Here is a 20,496-nt window from a genome sequence, read left to right on the forward strand (position 1 = left end):
CTTACTCGGGCCAGCGACCGGTGTTGTGGTCGGGGTGCTGGTGATTGGTCGCGCGGATGAAGGCGGCCGTTTCGTTTTCGCTTTCAGTCTCTGGCTGATCCGGCAGCGCGCCAAGACCGTTGGCCCAGGCAATGCGGCTCTCGACGCCATGCTGGTCGACGGGTGGGAACGCTGCAGGATCATCAAGCGAACCGATGGAGACGGAAATGCGGTCGCTGTCGAGATAGGCAAAGGTGAGCGGGGTGCCGCAATTGCGGCAGAAGCCGCGTTCCGCTTGATCGGACGAGCGGAAGGTCGCGACCATGCCGCGCGTCACTTCGAAGCTCTCTCGGGGGCCACCCACCAGGGGTGCATAGAAGGCGCCGAAGGCTTTCTGGCACATGCGGCAGTGGCAGATGTGGGCGCCATAGGGCCTGCTGGTAAAGCGGTAGCGCACGGCGCCGCACTGGCAGCCGCCGGAATAGTGCTCCTTTGTCACCGCTTCATCTCCCACTTGGTCTGCCGCTGACCGCTCTCGTCCTTGTAGTCCATCAGGGCGATGCCCTGTTCGGCGAGTTCATTGCGAATGATGTCCGCCCGAGCGAAGTCACGGCTGTTGAGAGCCGCAAGGCGCTCAGCAATGGCGTCCGCGATGTGGGGCGGTGCCTCCCAGCCGTCATCGCTGCTCAGCAGGCTATCGAGGCTGAAACCGAGGAAGCGGAGGGTTGCCGCGAGGCAATTGCGGGCATTGCCTTCGTCGCGATTGGCGCGCTTGGCGATCAGGTCCAGCGTGACGCTGGCGCGATGGAAATTGAGATCGTCGGCCAGTTCGCGAACCACCGTCTCGTCAGGCGCATCGCCCGCGGTAAGCTCGGCACCGCGGGCGGCACGCTGCCAATCGCGCAGCTTGCCCTCGGCCTCTTCGAGGCGTTTGACCGAGAAGTCGATGGGTTCGCGATAGTGGGTCATCAGCATGGCGAGGCGCAGCACGTCGCCGATCCAGGCGCGGCCACCCATGGTGCCGGTCTCAAGCAGTTCGTTGATGGTGACGAAGTTGCCCAGCGACTTGCTCATCTTCTGGCCTTCGACCTGAAGGAAGCCGTTATGCATCCAGACATTGGCCATGGCGTGGGTGCCGTGGGCGCAGCGGGACTGGGCGATCTCGTTTTCGTGGTGCGGGAAGATGAGGTCGAGGCCGCCGCCGTGGATGTCGAAGGTCTGGCCAAGGTAGCGCTCGCTCATGGCCGAGCATTCGATGTGCCAGCCTGGGCGGCCGCGGCCCCAGGGACTGTCCCAGCCTGGTTCGTTATCGGATGACTGCTTCCAGAGCACGAAATCGGCGGGGTTCTTCTTGTGGGCTTCCACGGCGACGCGGGCGCCGGCGAGGTTGTCCTCGAGGTTGCGGCCCGAAAGCTGGCCATAATCGGGCATGGACTTGACGTCGAACAGCACCTCGCCCGCGGCGTCATAGGCATGGTTGCGGGCGATGAGGTCGCGGATCAGCACCTGCATCTGCTCGATATTGTCGGTCGCGCGGGGCTGGATGGTGGGCTCCAGTGCGCCAAGGGCTGCCGCATCGGCCAGGAATTGCCGCTCGGTTTTCTCCGTCACGCGGCGGATGGCTTCGTTAAGTGGAAGCTCGGGAAAGTCGCGCAGAGCACGGGCGTTGATCTTGTCGTCGACGTCCGTGATGTTGCGGACATAGGTGACGTGCTCAGCGCCATAAACGTGGCGCAAAAGGCGGAACAGCAGGTCGAAGACGATGACGGGCCGCGCATTGCCGATATGGGCAAAATCGTAAACCGTGGGGCCGCAGACATACATGCGCACATTGCTCGCATCGATCGGCAGGAAAGCCTCCTTGCTGCGAGTAAGCGTATTGTAGAGCGTGAGCGTCGTCATATGGTCCGTCCCTGGGCCAGGCGCAATTGTGCTGGCAGACGGCTCTTCGGGATAAGATTACGGGATGAAGAAGACCGCGCCGCCAACCAGTGGTTAGCAGGTAATAATGCAGCGGGTAATCAGAATGATGCCGGTCTTCATGCCGCCATGTTGACGGGGCCTGGGGCGGAATGCAAGCCCCATTGCGACCGATCTGCGTACCACCGGCTCAGACCAGGGCAACTTTCTGATCGATGTCGCCGAAGACGGAGCGCCCCAATGCGTCGACGGCGCGGATACGCACGGCGTCACCGGGCTTGAGGAAGGGCGTCCGGGCGCGGCCATATTTAAGCTTTTCGACGGTGCGGGCCTCGGCGATGCAGGCAAATCCGATGCCGTCGGCCTTGATCGGCAGGCTCTCGTCATGCTGGTTGGAAATCGTGCCGCCGCCGATGATGGTGCCGCAACCGAGATTGCGGGTGCGCGCCGCCTCGACAATCAGGTCGGCGAAATCGAAATGCATGTCAGTGCCGGCATTGGGCTGGCCATAGAGGGTGCCGTTGACCTCGACGCGCAGGGGCAAGTGCAGGCGATCATCACGCCAGGCAGTATCCAGGCTTTCGGGCGTCGCGACGATCGGGGCAAAGCTTGTCGACGGCTTGGCATGGAAGAAGCCAAAGCCGTTCTGCAGGTCATCCACCACGAGGCGGCGGAGCGAGACGTCGTTGCAGATGGTAACAAGGCGAATGGCGGCGGAGGCCTGTTCACGGGTGGCGCCCATGGGTACCCGGCCGATGATGACGGCAACTTCGGCTTCGAAATCGATGGCGAGATCGGGATCGGTGACGCGGATAGGATCGGTGGGCGCCGAGAGCGAGTCGGAGCCCCCCTGGTAGAGCAGCGGCCTTGTGGACTGCAGCTCCTTGTCCTTGCTGCCCTTGAGCGTACGCACCCGTTCGAGATGGCTGAGATAACCCGCACCATCGATCCATTGGTAGGCGCGGGGGAGCGGGGCAAGCGCCAGTTCGGGATCGAAGCTCTGGCCGGCAATGGCACCGGCATCGAGCTGGGCGGCGAGATTAGCAAGGGCGGGCTTGTGCGCATCCCAATCGTCCAGGGCTGCCTGAAGGGTGGGAGCGATGCGCGTGGCCGAAACATAGCGGCTGGAGTCACTCGACAGTACGGCGAGCTGACCATCAGGGCGGCCGTTGCGGAGCGATGCAAGTTTCATGGTGGCACAATCTCAGACATGTGTGACCTTGCAGCGCTACCACGCCGCGACGGTGACCACTATAGTGTTGCCAAGGGTCCTAGCGTTGTCTTAAGGGCCGGACCGGGCGCAACGGGCGCCCAGGGATTTCGAGGACTTCGCTTGGGCAGATACAGCGCGCGCGCCATTATTCTCACCGTGTTTGCGGCCATACTGCTCGTCCTCGACGTGAACACCGCCTATGCCCAGGCGGCGCAATGTGCGCAGCTGGAAAACGCGCTGCGCCAGTTCGAGGGCAATTCCGATTTCCGCCAAGTGGGCGGCAACTCACAGGCTGCCCGGCAGGCGGCGAGCGCCGTGCAGCAGATGGAAAGCCGCTATATCCGCGAGGGCTGCAACGACGCGGCGCGTGCCGGCATGCAGCTCACGCGGCAATGCCAGCAGATCGGGCGGGAAGTTTTGCGCCTGCGCGAAGAAGCTGCTGCGATTTCGCAGCAGGTCGAGTCGGCCAATGCCGTGGCGGGGCAGCGCGAAGCGATTCTGCAGGAGATGGCACGCTTCGGCTGCGGCGCCGGCGGCTCCAGCGCCACTTTCAGCAACGAGCGCCAGTCGGTGTTCGACCGCATCTTCGGGACGACGTCGGAGGGGGATTTCTCGGACGGTCAGATGATCGATGGCGGCGGCTACTGGGGTTACCAGGGCTACCAGACGGTGCGCACGGTCTGCGTGCGCCTGAGCGACGGCTATTTCTGGCCGATCAGCTACGCGACGCTGCCCGATTATGTCGACAACGATGCGCAGACCTGCCAGGCGAGTTGCCCCACGACTCCGGTGGAGCTCTATTTCTATGACAATCCGGGCCAGGAGCCCGAACAGATGCGCAATCAGTTCGGTGAGCCCTATACCGCCCTGCCCAGCGCCTTCCGCTATCGCGATGAACTGGACACGAGCGCAACTGCCAACTGCAAGGTTCCGGCCATTGCCCAGGGCACCTTCACCACTGCCCAGACCGAGGCCGGCACAAGCCGTGTCATGCTCGAAGTCGGGGGCGAGACCTTCCCGTTCCCGTTGCGCGATCCACGCGGAGCAGTGCCCGTTCAGGCGGCCACGCCAGTTCCGGTGCAGACCGCGCAGCTGGTGGATGTGCCCCTGCCCCGCCGCCGCCCGGCGGGCCCTGGCGAAACCGAGGTGACGCGCCCTGCGCAAGCGACGGCCTCTTCGGAACTGCGCCTGGTGCAGTTTGGCGACAAGGTGGTCAGGGTAGTCGGGCCAGACACTCCGTACGCCCAACCAACGGGAGCAGGCTCTTAAGCTCCGGACCGTCGGGGCGACCAGTAAGGGCCAGGCGGAGCGGCAGGAACAGGGCCTTGCCCTTGCGGCCGGTGGCGGCCTTGAGCGCGTCCGTCCACGAACCCCAAGTTGATTGATCCCAAGGCTCGGGCGGCAGCATGGCTTTGGCCAGGGCCAGGAATTCGCGATCCTCGTCAGCAATGACTGGCTCAACGGGCCCGGTGACGAGCTTGGCCCATTCGCCGATATCGCCGAACTTGCGCAGATTTTCGCGCAGCAGAAGCCAGATGGCTTCGCCCTCAAGGCCCATGGACGTCAAACGGCCCGCTGCACCTTCATAGGGAAGGTTGTGCAGCAGGCGGGCGTTGAGGTTGTCCAGCTCAACCGGATCGAAACGCGCCGAGCCATGCGAGATCATGGAGAAGTCGAGACGGTTGGCGATTTCATCCAGCGTCTCGTAGGTCTCGATCGGCAGGCTCGTGCCGGTAAGGCTCGCCATGATAGCGACTGCCATGGGCTCGTAGCCTTGATCGCGGAAGTCGCTGATGGACTGGGAGCCGAGGCGCTTGGAGAAACCCTGCCCTTCGGCATCGGTCAGGAGGTTGTGGTGGCCAAAGGTGGGAACCTTGCCGCCCAGAGCCTCGAAGATCTCGATCTGGGTGCCGGTATTGGAGACGTGATCCTCGCCGCGGATGACATGGGTGACGCCCAGGTCGATATCGTCGATGACGGAGGGAAGCGTGTAGAGATAGCTGCCGTCGCCGCGCACGAGGACAGGATCGGACATCGAGGCGGTATTGACCGTCTGGGGTCCCTTGATGAGGTCCTCGAATTGCACGGGGCGACCATCGAGCTTGAACCGCCAATGCGGCTTGCGACCTTCGGCCTCAAGCCTGGTTTTGTCTTCTTCGCTCAAAGCGAGAGCGGCGCGATCATAGATTGGCGGCTTGCCAAGGAGACGCGCGCGGGCGCGCTTGCGGTCGAGCTCTTCCTCGGTTTCGTAGCAGGGATAAAGGCGGCCGGCTGCCTTCAGCTTTTCAACCGCGGCATCATACAGGGCGGTGCGCTCGGACTGGCGCACCAGGAGGTCAGGCGTGATGCCGAGCCAGGCGAGGTCGACCTCGATGGCGTCGGCAAAGGCGCGGGTGGAACGGGCGTGGTCGGTGTCATCCATGCGCAGAATATACCTGCCGCCGTGACGCCGGGCATAAAACCAATTGAGCAGCGCCGGCCGGGCGTTGCCGAGGTGAATGCGGCCTGTGGGGGACGGCGCCCAGCGAACAACTGTCATCCGGAGGTCGGTTCCTTCTTAACGAGGATCGGCCGAGGCAGCACCGCTGCCCCAGCCGACAAGTTCGGACAAGCCTTAGCCCCTCACCCAAACAGGGGCAAGCCAGGCGACGCTCCGGCTAGAAGCGGCCGCTCAGTTCCAGCAAGGCGCCATAGCGGATCATGGAGAACGGGTTGTTGTTGATGATGTATCGCTGCCGGGACAGAGTAGGTGCGCCACCGCCGGCAGGTATCAGGCTAACTGTATCGAAATTGGCGTCATACTGCCCGGTGAGATAACTGGCGCGACCGCCGACCCGGATTGTGAAGTTCTCGGTAGGGTGGAAGCCCACCATGAGTTTGCCACTGGCGCCGTAGCCGTGGCCGTTGATCGAGACTTCCGATGCCTGTTCGAAGTCAGGGGTCGCCGGTATGCTAAATCCACCATAGGTACCGGTAACCCAGGAATATGGAATGGCTGCCGCTTCGCCGAGGATGTCAAAGGTTCCCATGTCGGCCTTGCCGGTGAAGCCCAGCTTGAGGCTGTGCACATTGAAGTCGTTGACCTTGCTATCCCCGCCGCCCCCCAAGGAATAGAAGCCGCCTCCGTTGTTGACGACGGTAGGAGTGACCAGGAAGTCACCCCGGCCGGTGTCCGGCGAGTCATTGGTGTATTGATAGCCGGCGAGGAACCCGACCCCGCCGGTTTCGCTGCCAAGCGGCAGCCAGCCGAAGTCGGCGCCGACATAGCCAAGGCGAGCGGCAGGCAGGTCGACGCTCGCGCCACCATTGGTGCTGTAGCTGCCCTGATGGGCGATGCCGTAGCCGCCGGTGGCTTCAAGGAAGGTCTGCGTCGAGAGGTCTTCGACGCGGGCGAAGATTTCAGCGGAGGAGGACTTCGACTCTACGCGTTGGGAATAGGTGCTGACGTTGTGCTCCTGCGTTCCCACCGAGTACCAGTAGCGCAGACCCGACTCGAAGCGGAGCGGGCTGTCATCGGTCAGCGCCCAATCCTGCGGATAGGCGGGGCGGAGGTCGGGGGCGGTGCCGAAGTAGTCGGCGGCAGCGGCCGGAGCGGCCAGCAGCAGAGGCAGAACCAGGCCGAGTGGGTGTTTCATGGAAGCCTCGGGAGCAACAGCGGTGCAGCGTTGAGGCAAATTTATGGTTGGTTAGGGTTAAAGTTCCGCTAAGCGGCAGTGCAAGGCGGTTGGCATTTTGCTAACTGCATTGCTGCAGACTTGATCACATTCGGCGGCGATTTGCCGACCGACGGGCAACCCTTAACGAGCCGGGGAGTTGCTCAGCCAGAAGGCCGAAGTGTTTCCAGAGTACGTGTATGACGCGCAAGATTTTAGTGGTTGAAGACGAGATTTTCGTGGCGACGGAGATCGAGCACGTCATCGAGGATATGGGTCACGAGCCTGTCGGCATCGCTCCCGATGAGCGCACCGCTTTGGCTTTGGCTCCGTCTGCCGAAGTTGCCCTGGTAGATCTCAACCTGCAGGACGGGCCGACCGGCATTCGCATCGGCCATACGCTGGCCCAGGATCACGGCATCACGGTTCTGTTCATGACGGCCAACCCATCGCAGCTGGGCGAAGGCGTGCCCGGCACTGTCGGCGTGATGCCCAAGCCGGTGACCGATCACGAGCTGCGGGCGATCGTCGCCTATGCGGTGGCGCGGCGGGACGCGGCCGAGGCAACGCCGCCCAAGCGGCTGCAGCTGTTCGACTGGGCTGCTACCGGCTAGCTGTGCAAGCGGTTGGTGCGCCGCAGCGCATCGACAGGCAGATCGATCTCGACACGCAAGCCGTCAGATTCCCATAGACGCTCAATGCTGCCGCGCATCTGACCCTCGACGCTGAGGGTGATAAGGCGGGAGCCGAAGCCAGAGAGTTCGACGCTGCCGGAAACCGGCGGGCCGCCGAGTTCCTTCCACGACAGATGGTAGCGCTCGCCGTCATTGTGACCGGCAAGGTCCACCCTGCCCTCATCCACCGACAGCGCGCCGTATTTGGCGGAATTGGTGGCGAGTTCATGGAACAGCAGCGCCAGTGGCGTTGCGGCACCGTCGTCGATTGGTGTGTCATCGCCGCTGAGCACGATGCGCGGCTGGCCATCGCGTTCATAAGGCTGCATCAGGCGCAGGATCAGCGCCTGGAGCGAGCCCTGCGTCTCAGGGGACTGAGAGGCCTGGCTATGTGGTCGGACGAAGTCGTGCGCCTCACCCAGGGCGTAGATGCGCTGGCGCAGTTCCTCGGCAAAGGACTTGACCTCGGGCCGGGTGCGCGCGGAGAGGCTGATGATGCCGGTCAGTACCGCAAAGATGTTCTTGATGCGGTGGCTGAGTTCCTGGGCCACCAGCTCGCGCTCTTCGGCAACCAGCTTGGTTTCGTGGATATCCGTGCAGGTGCCGAACCAGCGCACGATCTGGCCATTGGAGTCCCGGATGGGCAGGGCCAGGCCCAGGGTCCAGCGATAGGCGCCGCTGTGATGGCGGAGGCGATATTCGATGTGATACGGCTCGCCGGTCGCCAGGGAATGGGCCCAGACCTGATGGGCCCGCTCCTGATCGTCGGGATGGAACATGCCGTTCCACCCTTCACCATCGGTCATGCCTTCGGGCACGCCGGTAAACTCGTACCAGCGCGCATTGTAGTAGTCGTGGAAGCCGTCGGGCCTTGTGGACCAGACCATCTGCGGCATGGTGTCAGCCAGGGTGCGGAACCGGATCTCGCTTTCCGACAAGGCCTCGGAAATGCGGCGCTGCTCGGAGATATCGACGATGACGCCCGGCAGGCGGAGTGGCGTGCCGTCCATGGCAAGGCGCGGCTTGCCGGAGGCGATGACCCAGTGAACGGTGCCATCGGGGCTGCGCAGGCGGTATTCGCTGCGATAGGGCGCGCCTGACTGCAAGGAGGCGTCGATTTCCTCGCGCACCCGGACCACATCTTCGGGGTGGATGGCGTTGAGGAATTCCTCGATCGGCACGCCAAGGCCGGCGCGTAGAGGATCGAGGTTGAACATGGAGGCGAACTTGTCGTCGGAGGTGACGATATTGTCCTGGACGTTCCAGTCCCAGGTGCCGACAAGGCTCGAGCCGCTCAGCGCCAGCGACAGGCGCTCTTCGCTGCGGGCCAAGGCTTTCTCCGCCAAGACGCGCTCGGTGGTCTCGTAAACAACGCAGAGCGTGCCCATGGAGAGGCCATCGTCGCCGACGATCGGGCTGTAGTGGAGGTCCATCCAACCCGATTCAAGCTGCCCGTGACGGTTGAGCACCAGTTCCTGATCCCGCAGCACCCAGGACTCGCTGCGCAGGCCGCGCTCGATGTTGTCGCGATTGAAGTCCGCAATCTCCGGCCAGGCCTCGAGGGCCGGCATGCCGAAAATCTGCGGATGGCGGTTGCCGGCAAACAGCGCATAGGCGTTGTTGTAGATGAGGATGCCGTCTTCACCCACCATCATCACCATGGGCGTGGCGGCGGCCATCATCAGGCGCACGGCGCCCTTGAGGCTCTCGGGCCAATGGGGAATGGGACCCAGGCGATTTGCCGACCAATCGAAGGCGTTGATCAGCTTGAGGGTGGGATCCTGTTCGAGACGCTCGCGCGTATCAGGGCTGGCAGCGGGGAACAGGGATCTGGGCATGCACAGCTTTCAACGCAATCACGACGCGTGCCCATCATAGCGGGCTTGGCGGGTGATCCGCAACGCGTCACATCCGCCAGAGCCCGGCCTGGCACTATTCTCCAGCGGCAAGCTGCTGTTGCGGCAGCTTCTGGCTGCCGATCTCCTCGGCAACGAGGAAGGCCAGCTCCAGCGCCTGGGAGGCATTGAGGCGCGGGTCGCAATAGGTGTTGTAGCGATCGGCCAGCGTGGCTTCGGTAACCGCCGAGACGCCGCCGACGCATTCTGTGACGTCGTCGCCGGTCATCTCGATATGAACGCCGCCGGCATAAGTGCCCATTTCGCGGTGGATATCGAAGAAGGCCTTCACCTCGCCGAGCACACGGTCGAAGGGGCGGGTCTTGAAGCCGGTGGACGCCTTGATGGTGTTGCCGTGCATGGGATCGGAGCACCAGACGACAGTGCGCCCGGCCTTCTGCACCGTCTCGATCAGGCGCGGCAGGTGATCATGCACCTTGTCGGAGCCGAAACGGGCGATCAGGGTAACGCGGCCGGCCTCGTCGGTGGGATTGAGGCGATCCAGCAGGCGCAGCAGGTCGTCGCTGCCGAGGGAGGGACCGCACTTGATGCCGATGGGGTTGTGGATGCCCGCGAAGTATTCGACATGTGCGGCATCGGGCTGGCGGGTGCGGTCGCCGATCCAGAGCATGTGGCCCGACGTGGCGTACCAGTTGTTGCTGATGCTGTCGCGGCGGGTCAGCGCCTCTTCGTAGCCCAGCAGCAAGGCCTCGTGGCTGGTATAGAAGCTGGTCTGGCGCAGGGCCGGCGTGTTTTCGGGGGTGAGCCCGAGCGCACCCATGAACGTTATGGCATCGTCGATCTTGCGCGCCACTTCCTCGTAGCGCGGATACCAGTTGGAGCCCTTCATGAAGCCCACGGTCCATTCGTGGATGCGGGTGAGATCGGCATAGCCGCCGGAAGCAAAGGCGCGCAGGAGGTTCAGCGTGGCCGCGGACTGCCGGTAGGCCTGCAGCATGCGATCGGGATCGGGCACGCGGGCCTTTTCGGTGAAGTCGATGTCGTTGATGATGTCGCCGCGATAGGAGGGCAGTTCCACGCCATCGATGGTTTCGGTATCGGCAGAGCGCGGCTTGGCGAACTGGCCGGCGACGCGGCCGACCTTGACCACGGGCTTGCTGGCGCCATGGGTCAGCACCACCGCCATCTGGAGGAAGACACGGAAGAAATCGCGGATGTGGTCGGCGCCGTGCTCGGCAAAGCTCTCGGCGCAGTCACCGCCCTGGAGGAGGAAGGCTTCGCCGCGGGCAACGGCCGCCAGGCGTGTCTTGAGATCGCGCGCTTCACCGGCAAAGACCAGCGGCGGGAAGGTTGCGAGCTGGCGCTCGGCTTCGGCGAGAGCGGCCGGATCGGGATAGGCCGGTACCTGCGAGATGGGCTTGCTGCGCCAGCTGTCGGGGGTCCAGGTGCTCATCGGCTTGTTCCTTGCAGGGTTGCGTGCTGCTGCGGGCGGAATATCAAGGCTGGCACTGGGGGACAAGGATAATCGGGCGTGCGGAAGCGCCGCGTGTCCAGCGGTTGTTGTCGAGCAGCGATGGCGAGACCACGGTCTCGAATAGGTAGAGTGTGAAGTGAGATCGCAGCCTCGCCATCACGCCGGGATTTTTCGCACACGCATCGAGCAGCAAGAAACCATCGCCGGAGGTGGATCATGCCACAAGAGCCGAGCTCTCCTGGCCGTCTCCGCAACCTCTCCCCTGGAGAGATCTCTCCCCCGCCGCAGCAGCAAGCCGGTGGTCAGCATCCATGCGCGAGCCTGGCGACCCAGGCTCCCCGACAGTCCCTGCAGCCATCACTCGTCATGACCGTGCTCTGCTGCAGGCGATGGAGGGATTGTACGCGCGGTTGAGGGGGCGGGCATAAGTTTTTGGTGTCGGTGTCATTCCTGCGCAGGCGGGAGTTTCCGTTGGGCTGGGAGGGGGATTCCCGCTTTCGCGGGAATGACGTCGTGGGAGACGTGGGGTGGTGGGTGCGACGACGAGAGAGCCCCAATGAGGCTGTGGTACCCCCACCCGGCCTCCTCCTGGTAGGGGGAGGGGTTCGGCCGGTGGGTGGGCGAGATGGTGCCCCACACGCGATCGGCTCCTCCTCCTTCAGGGGGAGGCTGGGAGGGGGTGGGAGCTGGGCAGGATGGCGCAGCGATCGGTCCAAATGCGCGGTGTCGTCCCGGCGCAGGCGGGTGTCTCCGTGGGTTTGGGAGGGGGATTCCCGCTTTCGCGGGAATGACGTGGTGCGGGAACGTGGGGTGGTGGGTGCGACGACGAGCGAGCCCCGATGAGGCTGCGGTACCCCCACCCGGCCTCCCCCTGGTAGGGGGAGGAGTCGGGCCGGTGGGTGGGCGGGATGGTGGTCCGTTCCCGATCGGCTCCTCCCCCTTCAGGGGGAGGTTGGGAGGGGGTGCGGGGCGGGCAGGATCCCGGGCGTCAGCCGCCGAGCTTCTCGCCGTTGCGGTAGGTATAGGTGGGGGCCTTGAAGGTTACCAGTTCTTCGGCGGCGCTGGGGTGGAGGGCGATGGTGCGGTCGAAGTCGGCCTTGGTGGCGCCCATGCCCATGGGGATGGCGACGAGCTGGATCATTTCGGCCGCGCCCGGTCCCAGGATGTGGCAGCCGAGGACCTTGCCGCCGTCCTTTTCGGTGATCAGCTTGAGGACCATGCGCTCGGTGCGGGTGGAGAGCGTGTTGATCATGGGGCGAAAGCGGGCGAGATAGACGTCGATGTCGCCATGGGTTGCCGCTTCGGCCTCGGTCAGGCCGATGACGCCGATCTCGGGATCGGAGAAGACCGCGGTCGGGATCTGCGAGTGATCGACGGCCAACTTGTTGTTGTTGAACACCGTTTCGGCAAAGTACCAGCCCTCGCGGATGGCGACGGGCGTCAGCTGGGCGCGGCCAGTGACGTCGCCGACGGCGTAGATGGAGGTGACGCTGGTCTGGGAATAGGCGTCGACCTTGATGGCGCCGGTCGAGGTCAGCTCAACGCCGACCTTGTCCAGGCCCAGGCCATGAACGTTGGGCGTGCGGCCGGTGGCGAACATGACGGCGCCGAAGGGTGCGGTGACACCATCGCTGAAATTGACCGAGATGTCGTCGCCCTGCCGGCTCATCGACTTGATGGTGGTCTGGTAGATCAGGCGTATGCCGCGCTCGATAAGGCCGGCTTCAAGACCACGGCGCATGTCATCGTCGAAGCCGCGCAGGATGCAGTCGCCACGATAGATGATGGTGGTGTTGACGCCCAGGCCGGCGAAGATGGTGGCGAATTCCACGGCGATATAACCGCCGCCTTCGATCAGGATCGAGTGCGGCAGTTGCGGCAGGTCGAAGGCCTCGTTGGAGGTGATCGCCAGCTCGGCACCGGGAATGTGGGGAATGTAGGGGTGGCCGCCGGTGGCGATCAGCAGGTACCTGGCCGATAGGTCACGCCCCTGCCCCACCAGATGCACGCTGTTAGGACCGGCAACGACCGCACGATCCTTGATGATCTCGACGCCCGGCTTTTCGAGATTGGCGGTGTAGCCGCTTTCGAGGCGGGTGATTTCCTTTTCCTTGTTGGCGACCAAGGTCGCCCAGTCGAAGGTCGCATCGACCTGCCAGCCGAAGCTCGAGGCCACGTCGAACAGGTCGTGGAAGCGCGAGGCATAGACATAGAGCTTCTTGGGCACGCAGCCGCGGATGACGCAGGTGCCGCCGACGCGGAACTCCTCGATGATGGCCACCTTGGCGCCATAGGTGGCGGCCATGCGGGCGGCCCGGACCCCGCCAGAGCCAGCGCCGATGACAACAAGATCATAGTCATAGGTCATGAGAGGCTCCTTGGGTTCATCGGCAAACTACGATGAATATCGGTTGTGCCGCGCCATAAAGAAAGACCCCGCACGAGGCGGGGTCCGATAGCTGCCATGCATTTGCCGAGGATGCCACCTCGGCTGCGGCGAAATCCTCAGACTTCGAAGCCCTGGGCGCGGAGCTCGGCGCGCACCTTGGCGAAGAATTCAGACCGGGTGTTGTTGGTGAAGACCTGGAGCACCGCCTGAAGATCGCTGTTCACTTCGGTATTGGCGGCAGCCAGCTTCTGGCCCGTGGGCGTTTCGTAGAAGGCAACGATCTGCTGCAGTTCCTCGAGGGTGAAGCGGGTGGCGTAGATACGAGCGAACTGGTCCAGCAACTCGCCTTTGCGGCCCTGATAAGTCTCGAGGACCTTGCCGATGGCGAGGTCGACTTCCTCGGCCAGCTCCGGATTCTGGGTCGTGAGTTCGGACAGGGTGCCCATGCCGATTTCGACCAGGGCGATCTCGTAGACGCCGGCGCTATCGGTCAAGTCGACATATTTGCGGGCCAGCGCCATCTGCTCGGGCGGCACTTCCTGCGCCACGGCGGCAACAGCGGAGGTCAGCATCACGGCGCCCAGCACCATTGCAAGCAGCGCCTTGGCGCGGGTCATCATACCGGTCATCGTCGCAATCCCCATCGTGTCCGATCCATATCTCTCAAGCAGAAGCCAGCGTTCTTACGCCATCGGGCGCTGCAACATAAGCCGTCTTGCACATCTGAATGAACAGGCCGTGCTGCACGACCCCGGCAATATCGAGCAAGTCGCGTCCCAGCGCTTCTGGCTGCGAAATGCGGCCAAAAAAAGCATCGAGAATGAGGTGTCCGCCATCGGTGACAAAGGGCGCGCCTGAGCCGTCCTGACGGAGGCGGAGGCCACCCTCGGCGCCATTGCTGGCGATAACCTCACCGACGGTGCGCTGCGTTGCGCCCAGACCGAAGCGATTGACCTCGATGGGCAGCGGGTAGCGCCCCAGGACGTCCACCAGCTTGGAGCTGTCGGCGATGACGATCATCGCGTCGGAAGCGGCAGCGACGATCTTTTCGCGTAGCAGGGCGCCACCGCCGCCCTTGATGAGGTTGAGCCTCGGATCGATCTCGTCGGCGCCATCGACGGTGACGTCGAGGCGGTCCAGCGTGTCGAGATCGGAGAGCGGGATATCGAGTGAGCGGGCCTGCTCGGCCGTCGCCTCGGAGGTGGGCACGCAGATGCAGTCGAAGCCTTGCGCGACACGCTCACCGAGCAGCGCGACGAAGTGGCGGGCGGTTGAGCCGGTGCCGAGGCCCAGGCGCATGCCGGGCTGCAGCGTATCCAGGGCCATGGCGGCAGCTTGACGCTTGAGATCTTCGCTCATCGGTGCCTCGTGAATTGGTGATCCCGCCATTACAGCCACAGTGCCGAGTGTCAATGGCTCAAGGGGCCTGCGTTCACGCAGTGGTGAACAGGCACTGTAACCAAGACGCAACACATTTCGGTGAACGTGTTCAAAGTGTGGCGTTTCGGAGGCAGCGTCCCCTTTTCGCTCCAGATCAATACGCGTAAGCAACCCAAATTCTTGGGACGGAAGAATCTCTCATTCGTTCTATTCAGAGGCCAAGTCGTTAGATGCGCAATCTCAAGTCTGCGGCAGCAATCGGGCTGTCGATTATCTTGTCGGCCACCAGTGTGATGCCCGCAGCGGCGCTGGTTTATGATCGGACCACCGGCAACTGGGTGGAAGAGGCCGCAATCGCGCCACGCCCGCGCGCCGGCAGCCCGATCCGCAAGGAAGTCGTGGACTACCAGACCACGCAGAAGCCCGGCACGATCGTTATCGAGACCGGCGAGCGCCGCCTTTATCTCGTGCTCGAAGGCGGCAAGGCCATGAAGTACGGCATCGGCGTGGGCCGCGACGGCTTCACCTGGTCGGGCACGCACCGCATCACCCGCAAGGCGGAATGGCCCGGCTGGACCCCGCCGGCTGCCATGCGCAAGCGCGTCCCCGATCTGCCGGCTTATATGGAAGGCGGCCCGGACAACCCGCTCGGCGCCCGCGCCCTCTATATCGGCTCGACGCTTTATCGCGTGCATGGCACGTCCGAGCCGTGGTCGATCGGCCAGGCCGTGTCCTCGGGCTGCATCCGCCTGACCAATGAAGACGTGACCGATCTCTATGAACGCGTCGCCGTTGGCGCCAAGATCATCGTCAACCACTAGAGCCTGCGGCAGGTCGGCTGATGCCGGGCTGCAAAGGGCGGTTGTCTGCGCTTCCGGTCCTCGCGTACCAAACGTACGCTCCGGTCCGGTTCTCGAAAACCACCCTTTTCGCCTCGGCCTGAGCCGCCTGCCTTGCCTCTAGTGCAAAAGCACAAGGATCGCTTCGGCGGTCCTTTTTGTTTGCGCGCTGCTTTGAAAGCGGCCCCTTAGGTTATAGATGTGGGGCATGAGCATTGCTGCTGCCCCTGCACGCCCCCTAATCGACCGTTTCGGACGGCGCGTATCGTATCTGCGCATCTCCGTGACCGATCGCTGCGACTTCCGCTGCGTATATTGCATGGCGGAGGAGATGACCTTTCTGCCCAAGCGCGACGTGCTGACCTTCGAGGAGATCGAGCGCATTGCCGGGGCCTTTATCGAGCGGGGCACCACCAAGATCCGGCTGACGGGCGGCGAGCCGCTGGTGCGGCGCGGCATCATGGACCTGGTGGAAAATCTCGGGCAGCAGGTGGGGCGCGGGCTGGAGGAGCTGACCCTGACCACCAATGGCAGCCAGCTGCGCAAATATGCCGAGGGATTGTTTGCGGCGGGCATGCGGCGGATCAACGTGTCGCTCGATACGCTGGATACCGGACGGTTTGCTTCCATCACCCGGCGCGGCCGCCTGGGGGAGGTGCTCGACGGGATCGAGGCGGCGCAGGCGGCCGGACTGCAGATCAAGATCAACATGGTCGCGATGCGCGGCGTCAATGACGACGAAATCGAGCCCATGATGGCGTGGGCGCATGGGCGTGGCATGGGCTTGACGCTGATCGAGGGCATGCCGCTTGGCGAGGTGGGGCTGGATCGGGTGGACAGCTATCTGCCCTTGCGCGAAATGCACGACCAGCTGGCGCGGCGCTTTACCCTGACGCGCATGGACAAGCGGACGGGCGGGCCGGCGCGCTATGTGCATGTGGCCGAGACGGGGGGCGTGCTGGGGTTCATCACGCCGATGAGCCACAACTTCTGCGAAAGCTGCAATCGCGTCCGGCTGACGGCGACCGGGCAGTTGTTCCTGTGCCTGGGTCAGGATGACCAGGTGAATCTGCGGGACGCCTTACGCGAGGGTGGCCCGGCGGCTTTGGACGTGGCGATGGACCGGGCGATGCTGATCAAGCCCAAGGGCCACGATTTTGTGCTCGATCGCAGCCGCGAGGCGCCGGCGGTGGCGCGGCATATGAGCGTCACGGGCGGCTAGGAGCCGGCCGCAAGGCGGCTGGGGGAGCGCTCGGCCAGTTCCACCAGGATACCATCGGGATCGCGCACGAAAGCGACGCGGTGCAGCATTTCGGTGTTGATGGCGGGGCGCGGTCGTTCAACGATTTCGACGCCGGCTGCTTCAAGTTGCCCGATCAGGGGATCGATATTGTCGAAGGCGAAGGTCAGGTGCCGCATGCCGGCCTGTGTTGGCGGGACGTCGCTGGCGCCCGCGGCGTCACTGCGGCAGAAGATTTCCAGCATGCCGCCGCCAGCATCGAGAAACAGCAGTTCGCCACCACTGGCAGGTTTGCGGAGCGCCAGGCGCAGACCAATGAGATCGCAGTAGAAGGCGATGGTGCGGTCGGGGTCGGAGCTGGTCATGCCGACATGCTCGAAGCCCAGCAGCATGGCCATGCCTCCCTTCAGGCTATTTGTCGTCGTCGCTGACGATGGCGAAATCGAGCGGCAAGGCGGTGGTGTACTTGATCTGCCCCATGGCGAAGGCGGAGCTGACATCGGTCAGATTGATCTTGCTGATCAGACGTTTGTAGAAGGCGTCATAGGCGCCGATATCGGGCACGACCACGCGCATCAGGTAGTCGACGTCGCCGCTCATGCGGTAGAACTCGACGACTTCGGGGAACTCCTCGATGACAGCGGCGAACTTGCGCATCCAGGCTTCGTTGTGCTCGTTGGTCTTGACCGAGACGAAGACGGTGACGCCGACATTGACCTTGGTGGGGTCGAGCACCGCGACGCGGCGCTGAATGACGCCGTCTTCTTCCATCTTCTGGATACGGCGCCAGCAGGGCGTGGTGGAAAGGCCGACCTTGCGGCCGATTTCGGCCACCGGCATGGTCGCATCCTTCTGGAGGATGGTGAGGATTTTCCTGTCGATCTTGTCCAGTGCCACAATCGCCCCGCGAAATCAGATTGCGTGTTTCGGCTTCAGCTGCCGGTTCTAGCTGTGCCCTTGGTGCCACAATCGCCTGTTGGCAGCAATATTGTTCCTCTAGATTGTGGCGGTGTGCGCCCCCGATTACGGCAGGAAGCTCCACAGCCAGCCGAGCGCGTCCTGCCGGGCATGGTCGTCGCGCCAATTGCGCGGCGTGTCGAAGCCGCCCTGCCAGATGCCGACGCGGCGCCGGCGAGCCTCCTGCTCCTCGGACCAGTAGGCGCCGGAGGAGATGGCAAGGCCCTCACTTACCATTACTGCAGCCAGGTCCCTGCCCTTGATGGTGCAGGTGGCGAGTAGGCGGCCATATCGATCGTGACCATCGGGCTGGCAATCGACCGCCGCGCCACGCAGCAGTTCCGCCATGCGGTCACGGGCTGACCGACCGCAGGGCCATTGGCCGCCCCCTGCCCTGTCGCATTGCTGCTCGGACTCCGGTGCGTCGAGGCCGAGGAGGCGAATGCGGGTCTCGCCAATCTGGAGGCTATCCCCATCACTGGCTCGCGCTCCTCCAACCAGAGCAGCCCCGGGCTGGTCGAGCGCAGCAGCGACTAAAGCCGCGGCGGCCAGGATCAGGACAGCGAGAAGGGTTCCGCCGCGGGTGCGGAAGATCGACTTTTGGGAAAACTGTCGCCTGCGGATTTCACCACCCGTTAACTACGCCGTCGCTAGTGTGGCTGGCAGAGTAGCGGACGCGTTTTATGTCTGCATTTGTTTAGTTCATGAGTACCGAGTTTATGGCGTCCCCTTCGGCTGTCATCGATGACGTCCGTTCGCAAATGGGGCGGGATGGCAGGCGTGCCGCGCAGAAAACTGTGCTGGATGCGCGCCAGCGGCTGACTTCAAGCTCCGGCACCCGCGCCGACTTCGACTTCGAGTTGATGCAGGACTATGCGTATTCGCGCGTGAATGCGGCGCTGCCGATCGCCGGCGTCGTGTCGATCCTGTCGGTCGTGGCAAGCTTCTGGGTGCCTGTGGTCTTCACCACCCTGTGGGCCGGGCTGGTGCTGCTGAGCCTCCTGATCGTGGTGCTGACGGCGCAGCGCTTCCGCACCAGCGATCCATCCAAATTCAATGCCGGACGGTGGACCACGACCTTTGTGGCAGGGGAAACGATCTATGGCCTCGCATGGTCGACACTGGCGCTGTTCACCCTGGTTGCCGACCCGCATACGCTGACGCCGGTGATGTTCGCCATGGTGCTGGTATCGGTTGCCGCCAACTCCGTGGCCACGCATTCGCTGCCTTCGGCGACGCTGATGAGCACGCTGCCGGTCACCCTAACGGTATCGGGTAACCTCCTGGCGCTGGGCGGCACGCTCAACTACACGCTGGGCGCCGTGGTGCTGTTCGGTGAGGTGTTCTTTGTCTACCAGGCAAGGCAGATGCACCGGGCGAACCTCGAAACGATCATGCATCAGTCGGAAAAAGATGCACTGATCGGGGAGCTCGAGGAAGCGCGGCAGATGTCGGACGAGGCGCGGCGCCATGCGGAGCAGGCCAACATCGCCAAATCGCAGTTCCTGGCCACGATGAGCCATGAGCTTCGGACACCGCTCAATGCCATTATCGGCTTTTCCGAAGTGCTGAAGTCGGAGCTGCTGGGCGCGCACCAGGTGCCGCAATACAAGGAATATGCCGGCGATATCCATGGCAGCGGGCAGCACCTGCTCAACCTCATCAACGAGCTGCTCGACCTCAGCCGGATCGAGGCGGGCAAGTATGAGCTCAACGAGGAAGTGGTGTCGCTGGTCGACATCGCCGAAGACTGCCGCCGCATGATGGAGCTGCGCGCCAAGGCCAAGGGCATCGAACTGGTCTACAATGTGGGCAAGAACCTGCCCAAGCTCTGGGGCGACGAGCGCGCCATCCGCCAGGTCGTGCTCAATCTCCTGAGCAACGCCATCAAGTTCACCCCGCAGGCGGGCAAGGTGACGCTGGTGGTGACCCGCAGCAGCGACGGCGGGCAGATGGTTTCCGTAAAGGACAACGGCCCCGGAATTCCCGAAGACGAGATAGAAACCGTGCTTTCGTCATTCGGGCAGGGTTCGCTGGCGCAGAAGACGGCAGAGCAAGGGGCTGGCCTGGGCCTGCCGATCGTCCAGAAGATCATGGAACTGCATCAGGGGCGCTTCGACCTCTTCAGCAAGCTGCGTTTCGGCACCGAAGTGATCGCCACCTTCCCGCGAGCCCGGGTAATGGATGCGCTGGCGCCGGTGGTCGAGAAGCGCAACCGCCTCGAGATTTTCTCGGAAGCTGGTTAGAGGCTATCCGCAGCTGTTGTTGGCTGGATTGCGGTCCGGCCCAGTTCGGTCAAGCCATAGATGCCCCGGCTCTCCCGCGCGAACCAGCCATATACATTGCTGCGCAGGATGGACGGGGCCCGGTCTACGACTGCTTTGAGTTGCCTGGGGCTTTGCGGCCCCGCCAACAGCGCGGTGGCGCAGAGAATGCAATCCTGGCGGTAAGCAGTCATGATAGGTTTGCCGCGACCGCCCCCCTTTTGCGGATCACCTACCCTGCGCCGGTGTTCGTCCAGAAGGCGTGATCTGCGCTTGGCGTCACGACGGGCATAGCAGCAAACGGGGCAACGACGACCTCAACCTCGCCGGATTCAGCAACAGTGATCAGACCGAAACCAAGCCGGCGGCAGAGGTTGCGGAAACGTGGATCCTGCTCCCGGCCTTTGCCCGAGCGGGACAAACGCGCCGCCAGCCAAACCTCATCGCTATAGGCGGCGCGCTGCACGCCCTGCATAACCAGCTCGAGATTGAAGCTCAGCTTCATTTCGCAGACTACGACCACTGGCGGCTCACCTTCCAGCACGCCAACGAGGTCACAACCGTTGACCTCGCCTTTGACGGAATAGCCAGCGCCTTCCATGAAGGCTTTGAGAGGCAGATATAGGTCGGTCTCAGCCATGATCCGGCTTCGCGATCC

Annotated in this window: 18 protein-coding genes and 1 pseudogene; 5 read left to right on the forward strand and 14 right to left on the reverse strand. The window is 63.7% G+C overall.

The annotated features are described in order from the left end of the window. Nucleotide 1: 1 nt before the first annotated feature. The 3 genes from VIL88_RS14640 to VIL88_RS14650 form a co-directional block, all read right to left on the reverse strand. Entirely contained in the window at nt 2-478 is a 477-nt protein-coding gene (locus tag VIL88_RS14640; protein ID WP_331990109.1) for a GFA family protein, read from the reverse strand. Further along, nucleotides 475-1,881: a cysteine--tRNA ligase gene (gene cysS / locus VIL88_RS14645; protein WP_331990111.1), complete on the reverse strand. Its 1,407-nt coding sequence runs from the start codon at nt 1,879-1,881 to the stop codon at nt 475-477. Before cysS ends, VIL88_RS14640 begins: the two co-directional genes overlap by 4 nt. Nucleotides 1,882-2,089: 208 nt before the next feature. Next, complete coding sequence (locus VIL88_RS14650; protein WP_331990113.1) at nt 2,090-3,091, reverse strand: fumarylacetoacetate hydrolase family protein; 1,002 nt, start codon at nt 3,089-3,091, stop codon at nt 2,090-2,092. Between the two features lie 141 nt (nt 3,092-3,232). Here VIL88_RS14650 and VIL88_RS14655 point away from each other — a divergent pair, with 141 nt between their 5' ends. After that, complete coding sequence (locus VIL88_RS14655) at nt 3,233-4,381, forward strand: DUF2865 domain-containing protein (protein ID WP_331990115.1); 1,149 nt, start codon at nt 3,233-3,235, stop codon at nt 4,379-4,381. Here the strand turns inward: VIL88_RS14655 and gltX are convergent. Continuing rightward, nucleotides 4,326-5,651: a glutamate--tRNA ligase gene (gene gltX / locus VIL88_RS14660; protein WP_331990116.1), complete on the reverse strand. Its 1,326-nt coding sequence runs from the start codon at nt 5,649-5,651 to the stop codon at nt 4,326-4,328. The two genes, VIL88_RS14655 and gltX, sit on opposite strands and share 56 nt — an antisense overlap. 118 nt (nt 5,652-5,769) lie before the next feature. Continuing rightward, complete coding sequence (locus VIL88_RS14665; protein WP_331990118.1) at nt 5,770-6,747, reverse strand: hypothetical protein; 978 nt, start codon at nt 6,745-6,747, stop codon at nt 5,770-5,772. Between the two features lie 218 nt (nt 6,748-6,965). Between VIL88_RS14665 and VIL88_RS14670 the strand changes: the two genes are divergently transcribed. Beyond that, nucleotides 6,966-7,379 (forward strand): response regulator, encoded by a 414-nt coding sequence (locus VIL88_RS14670; RefSeq protein WP_331990120.1) that lies wholly within the window; start codon nt 6,966-6,968, stop codon nt 7,377-7,379. Here VIL88_RS14670 and VIL88_RS14675 read toward each other — a convergent pair. The 5 genes from VIL88_RS14675 to rpiA form a co-directional block, all read right to left on the reverse strand. Next, nucleotides 7,376-9,277 (reverse strand): PAS domain-containing sensor histidine kinase, encoded by a 1,902-nt coding sequence (locus tag VIL88_RS14675; protein WP_331990122.1) that lies wholly within the window; start codon nt 9,275-9,277, stop codon nt 7,376-7,378. The two genes, VIL88_RS14670 and VIL88_RS14675, sit on opposite strands and share 4 nt — an antisense overlap. Before the next feature lie 94 nt (nt 9,278-9,371). Next, the gene (locus VIL88_RS14680; RefSeq protein WP_331990124.1) at nt 9,372-10,748 is read right to left on the reverse strand and encodes a class II 3-deoxy-7-phosphoheptulonate synthase; all 1,377 of its coding nucleotides are present in this window, start codon (nt 10,746-10,748) and stop codon (nt 9,372-9,374) included. A gap of 1,009 nt (nt 10,749-11,757) precedes the next feature. Then, nucleotides 11,758-13,137, reverse strand: a complete 1,380-nt coding sequence (gene gor / locus VIL88_RS14685) for a glutathione-disulfide reductase (protein WP_331990126.1) — start codon at nt 13,135-13,137, stop codon at nt 11,758-11,760. Between the two features lie 137 nt (nt 13,138-13,274). Then, the gene (locus VIL88_RS14690; RefSeq protein ID WP_331990128.1) at nt 13,275-13,787 is read right to left on the reverse strand and encodes a DUF2059 domain-containing protein; all 513 of its coding nucleotides are present in this window, start codon (nt 13,785-13,787) and stop codon (nt 13,275-13,277) included. 34 nt (nt 13,788-13,821) lie between these two features. Further along, nucleotides 13,822-14,517 (reverse strand): ribose-5-phosphate isomerase RpiA, encoded by a 696-nt coding sequence (gene rpiA, locus VIL88_RS14695; RefSeq protein ID WP_331990130.1) that lies wholly within the window; start codon nt 14,515-14,517, stop codon nt 13,822-13,824. A gap of 251 nt (nt 14,518-14,768) precedes the next feature. Here rpiA and VIL88_RS14700 point away from each other — a divergent pair, with 251 nt between their 5' ends. Both VIL88_RS14700 and moaA read left to right on the forward strand, forming a co-directional pair. Next, nucleotides 14,769-15,359, forward strand: a complete 591-nt coding sequence (locus tag VIL88_RS14700) for a L,D-transpeptidase (protein WP_331990132.1) — start codon at nt 14,769-14,771, stop codon at nt 15,357-15,359. Nucleotides 15,360-15,585: 226 nt separating this feature from the next. Next, the gene (gene moaA / locus VIL88_RS14705) at nt 15,586-16,599 is read left to right on the forward strand and encodes a GTP 3',8-cyclase MoaA (RefSeq protein WP_414650146.1); all 1,014 of its coding nucleotides are present in this window, start codon (nt 15,586-15,588) and stop codon (nt 16,597-16,599) included. Here moaA and VIL88_RS14710 read toward each other — a convergent pair. From VIL88_RS14710 to VIL88_RS14720, 3 genes are all read right to left on the reverse strand, one after another. Next, nucleotides 16,596-17,009 (reverse strand): VOC family protein, encoded by a 414-nt coding sequence (locus VIL88_RS14710; RefSeq protein WP_331990711.1) that lies wholly within the window; start codon nt 17,007-17,009, stop codon nt 16,596-16,598. The genes moaA and VIL88_RS14710 overlap by 4 nt on opposite strands. Nucleotides 17,010-17,028: 19 nt before the next feature. Beyond that, nucleotides 17,029-17,508, reverse strand: coding sequence for an Lrp/AsnC family transcriptional regulator (locus tag VIL88_RS14715; protein WP_331990712.1), 480 nt, complete (start codon nt 17,506-17,508; stop codon nt 17,029-17,031). Nucleotides 17,509-17,640: 132 nt separating this feature from the next. Then, on the reverse strand, nt 17,641-18,198 hold the full coding sequence (locus tag VIL88_RS14720) for a thermonuclease family protein (RefSeq protein WP_331990713.1): 558 nt from the start codon (nt 18,196-18,198) through the stop codon (nt 17,641-17,643). 80 nt (nt 18,199-18,278) lie between these two features. Here VIL88_RS14720 and VIL88_RS14725 point away from each other — a divergent pair, with 80 nt between their 5' ends. Then, nucleotides 18,279-19,820, forward strand: a complete 1,542-nt coding sequence (locus tag VIL88_RS14725; protein ID WP_331990136.1) for a HAMP domain-containing sensor histidine kinase — start codon at nt 18,279-18,281, stop codon at nt 19,818-19,820. Here the strand turns inward: VIL88_RS14725 and VIL88_RS14730 are convergent. After that, nucleotides 19,817-20,478 (reverse strand): annotated as a pseudogene (locus tag VIL88_RS14730) (DUF2161 domain-containing phosphodiesterase). The gene VIL88_RS14725 and the pseudogene VIL88_RS14730 overlap by 4 nt on opposite strands. Between the last annotated feature and the right edge of the window lie 18 nt (nt 20,479-20,496).

The sequence above is a fragment of the Devosia sp. genome (genome assembly GCF_036563435.1).
GTDB lineage: Bacteria > Pseudomonadota > Alphaproteobacteria > Rhizobiales > Devosiaceae > Devosia.

What these genes read in the sequence shown, in the direction of transcription:
- cysS (WP_331990111.1), bottom strand. Translation starts at nt 1,881, where the DNA reads ATGACGACGCTCACGCTCTACAATACGCTTACTCGCAGCAAGGAGGCT.
- VIL88_RS14650 (WP_331990113.1), bottom strand. Translation starts at nt 3,091, where the DNA reads ATGAAACTTGCATCGCTCCGCAACGGCCGCCCTGATGGTCAGCTCGCC.
- gltX (WP_331990116.1), bottom strand. Translation starts at nt 5,651, where the DNA reads ATGACAGTTGTTCGCTGGGCGCCGTCCCCCACAGGCCGCATTCACCTC.
- VIL88_RS14665 (WP_331990118.1), bottom strand. Translation starts at nt 6,747, where the DNA reads ATGAAACACCCACTCGGCCTGGTTCTGCCTCTGCTGCTGGCCGCTCCG.
- VIL88_RS14670 (WP_331990120.1), top strand. Translation starts at nt 6,966, where the DNA reads ATGACGCGCAAGATTTTAGTGGTTGAAGACGAGATTTTCGTGGCGACG.
- VIL88_RS14675 (WP_331990122.1), bottom strand. Translation starts at nt 9,277, where the DNA reads ATGCCCAGATCCCTGTTCCCCGCTGCCAGCCCTGATACGCGCGAGCGT.
- VIL88_RS14680 (WP_331990124.1), bottom strand. Translation starts at nt 10,748, where the DNA reads ATGAGCACCTGGACCCCCGACAGCTGGCGCAGCAAGCCCATCTCGCAG.
- gor (WP_331990126.1), bottom strand. Translation starts at nt 13,137, where the DNA reads ATGACCTATGACTATGATCTTGTTGTCATCGGCGCTGGCTCTGGCGGG.
- VIL88_RS14690 (WP_331990128.1), bottom strand. Translation starts at nt 13,787, where the DNA reads ATGACCGGTATGATGACCCGCGCCAAGGCGCTGCTTGCAATGGTGCTG.
- rpiA (WP_331990130.1), bottom strand. Translation starts at nt 14,517, where the DNA reads ATGAGCGAAGATCTCAAGCGTCAAGCTGCCGCCATGGCCCTGGATACG.
- VIL88_RS14700 (WP_331990132.1), top strand. Translation starts at nt 14,769, where the DNA reads ATGCGCAATCTCAAGTCTGCGGCAGCAATCGGGCTGTCGATTATCTTG.
- moaA (WP_414650146.1), top strand. Translation starts at nt 15,586, where the DNA reads ATGAGCATTGCTGCTGCCCCTGCACGCCCCCTAATCGACCGTTTCGGA.
- VIL88_RS14710 (WP_331990711.1), bottom strand. Translation starts at nt 17,009, where the DNA reads ATGCTGCTGGGCTTCGAGCATGTCGGCATGACCAGCTCCGACCCCGAC.
- VIL88_RS14725 (WP_331990136.1), top strand. Translation starts at nt 18,279, where the DNA reads ATGAGTACCGAGTTTATGGCGTCCCCTTCGGCTGTCATCGATGACGTC.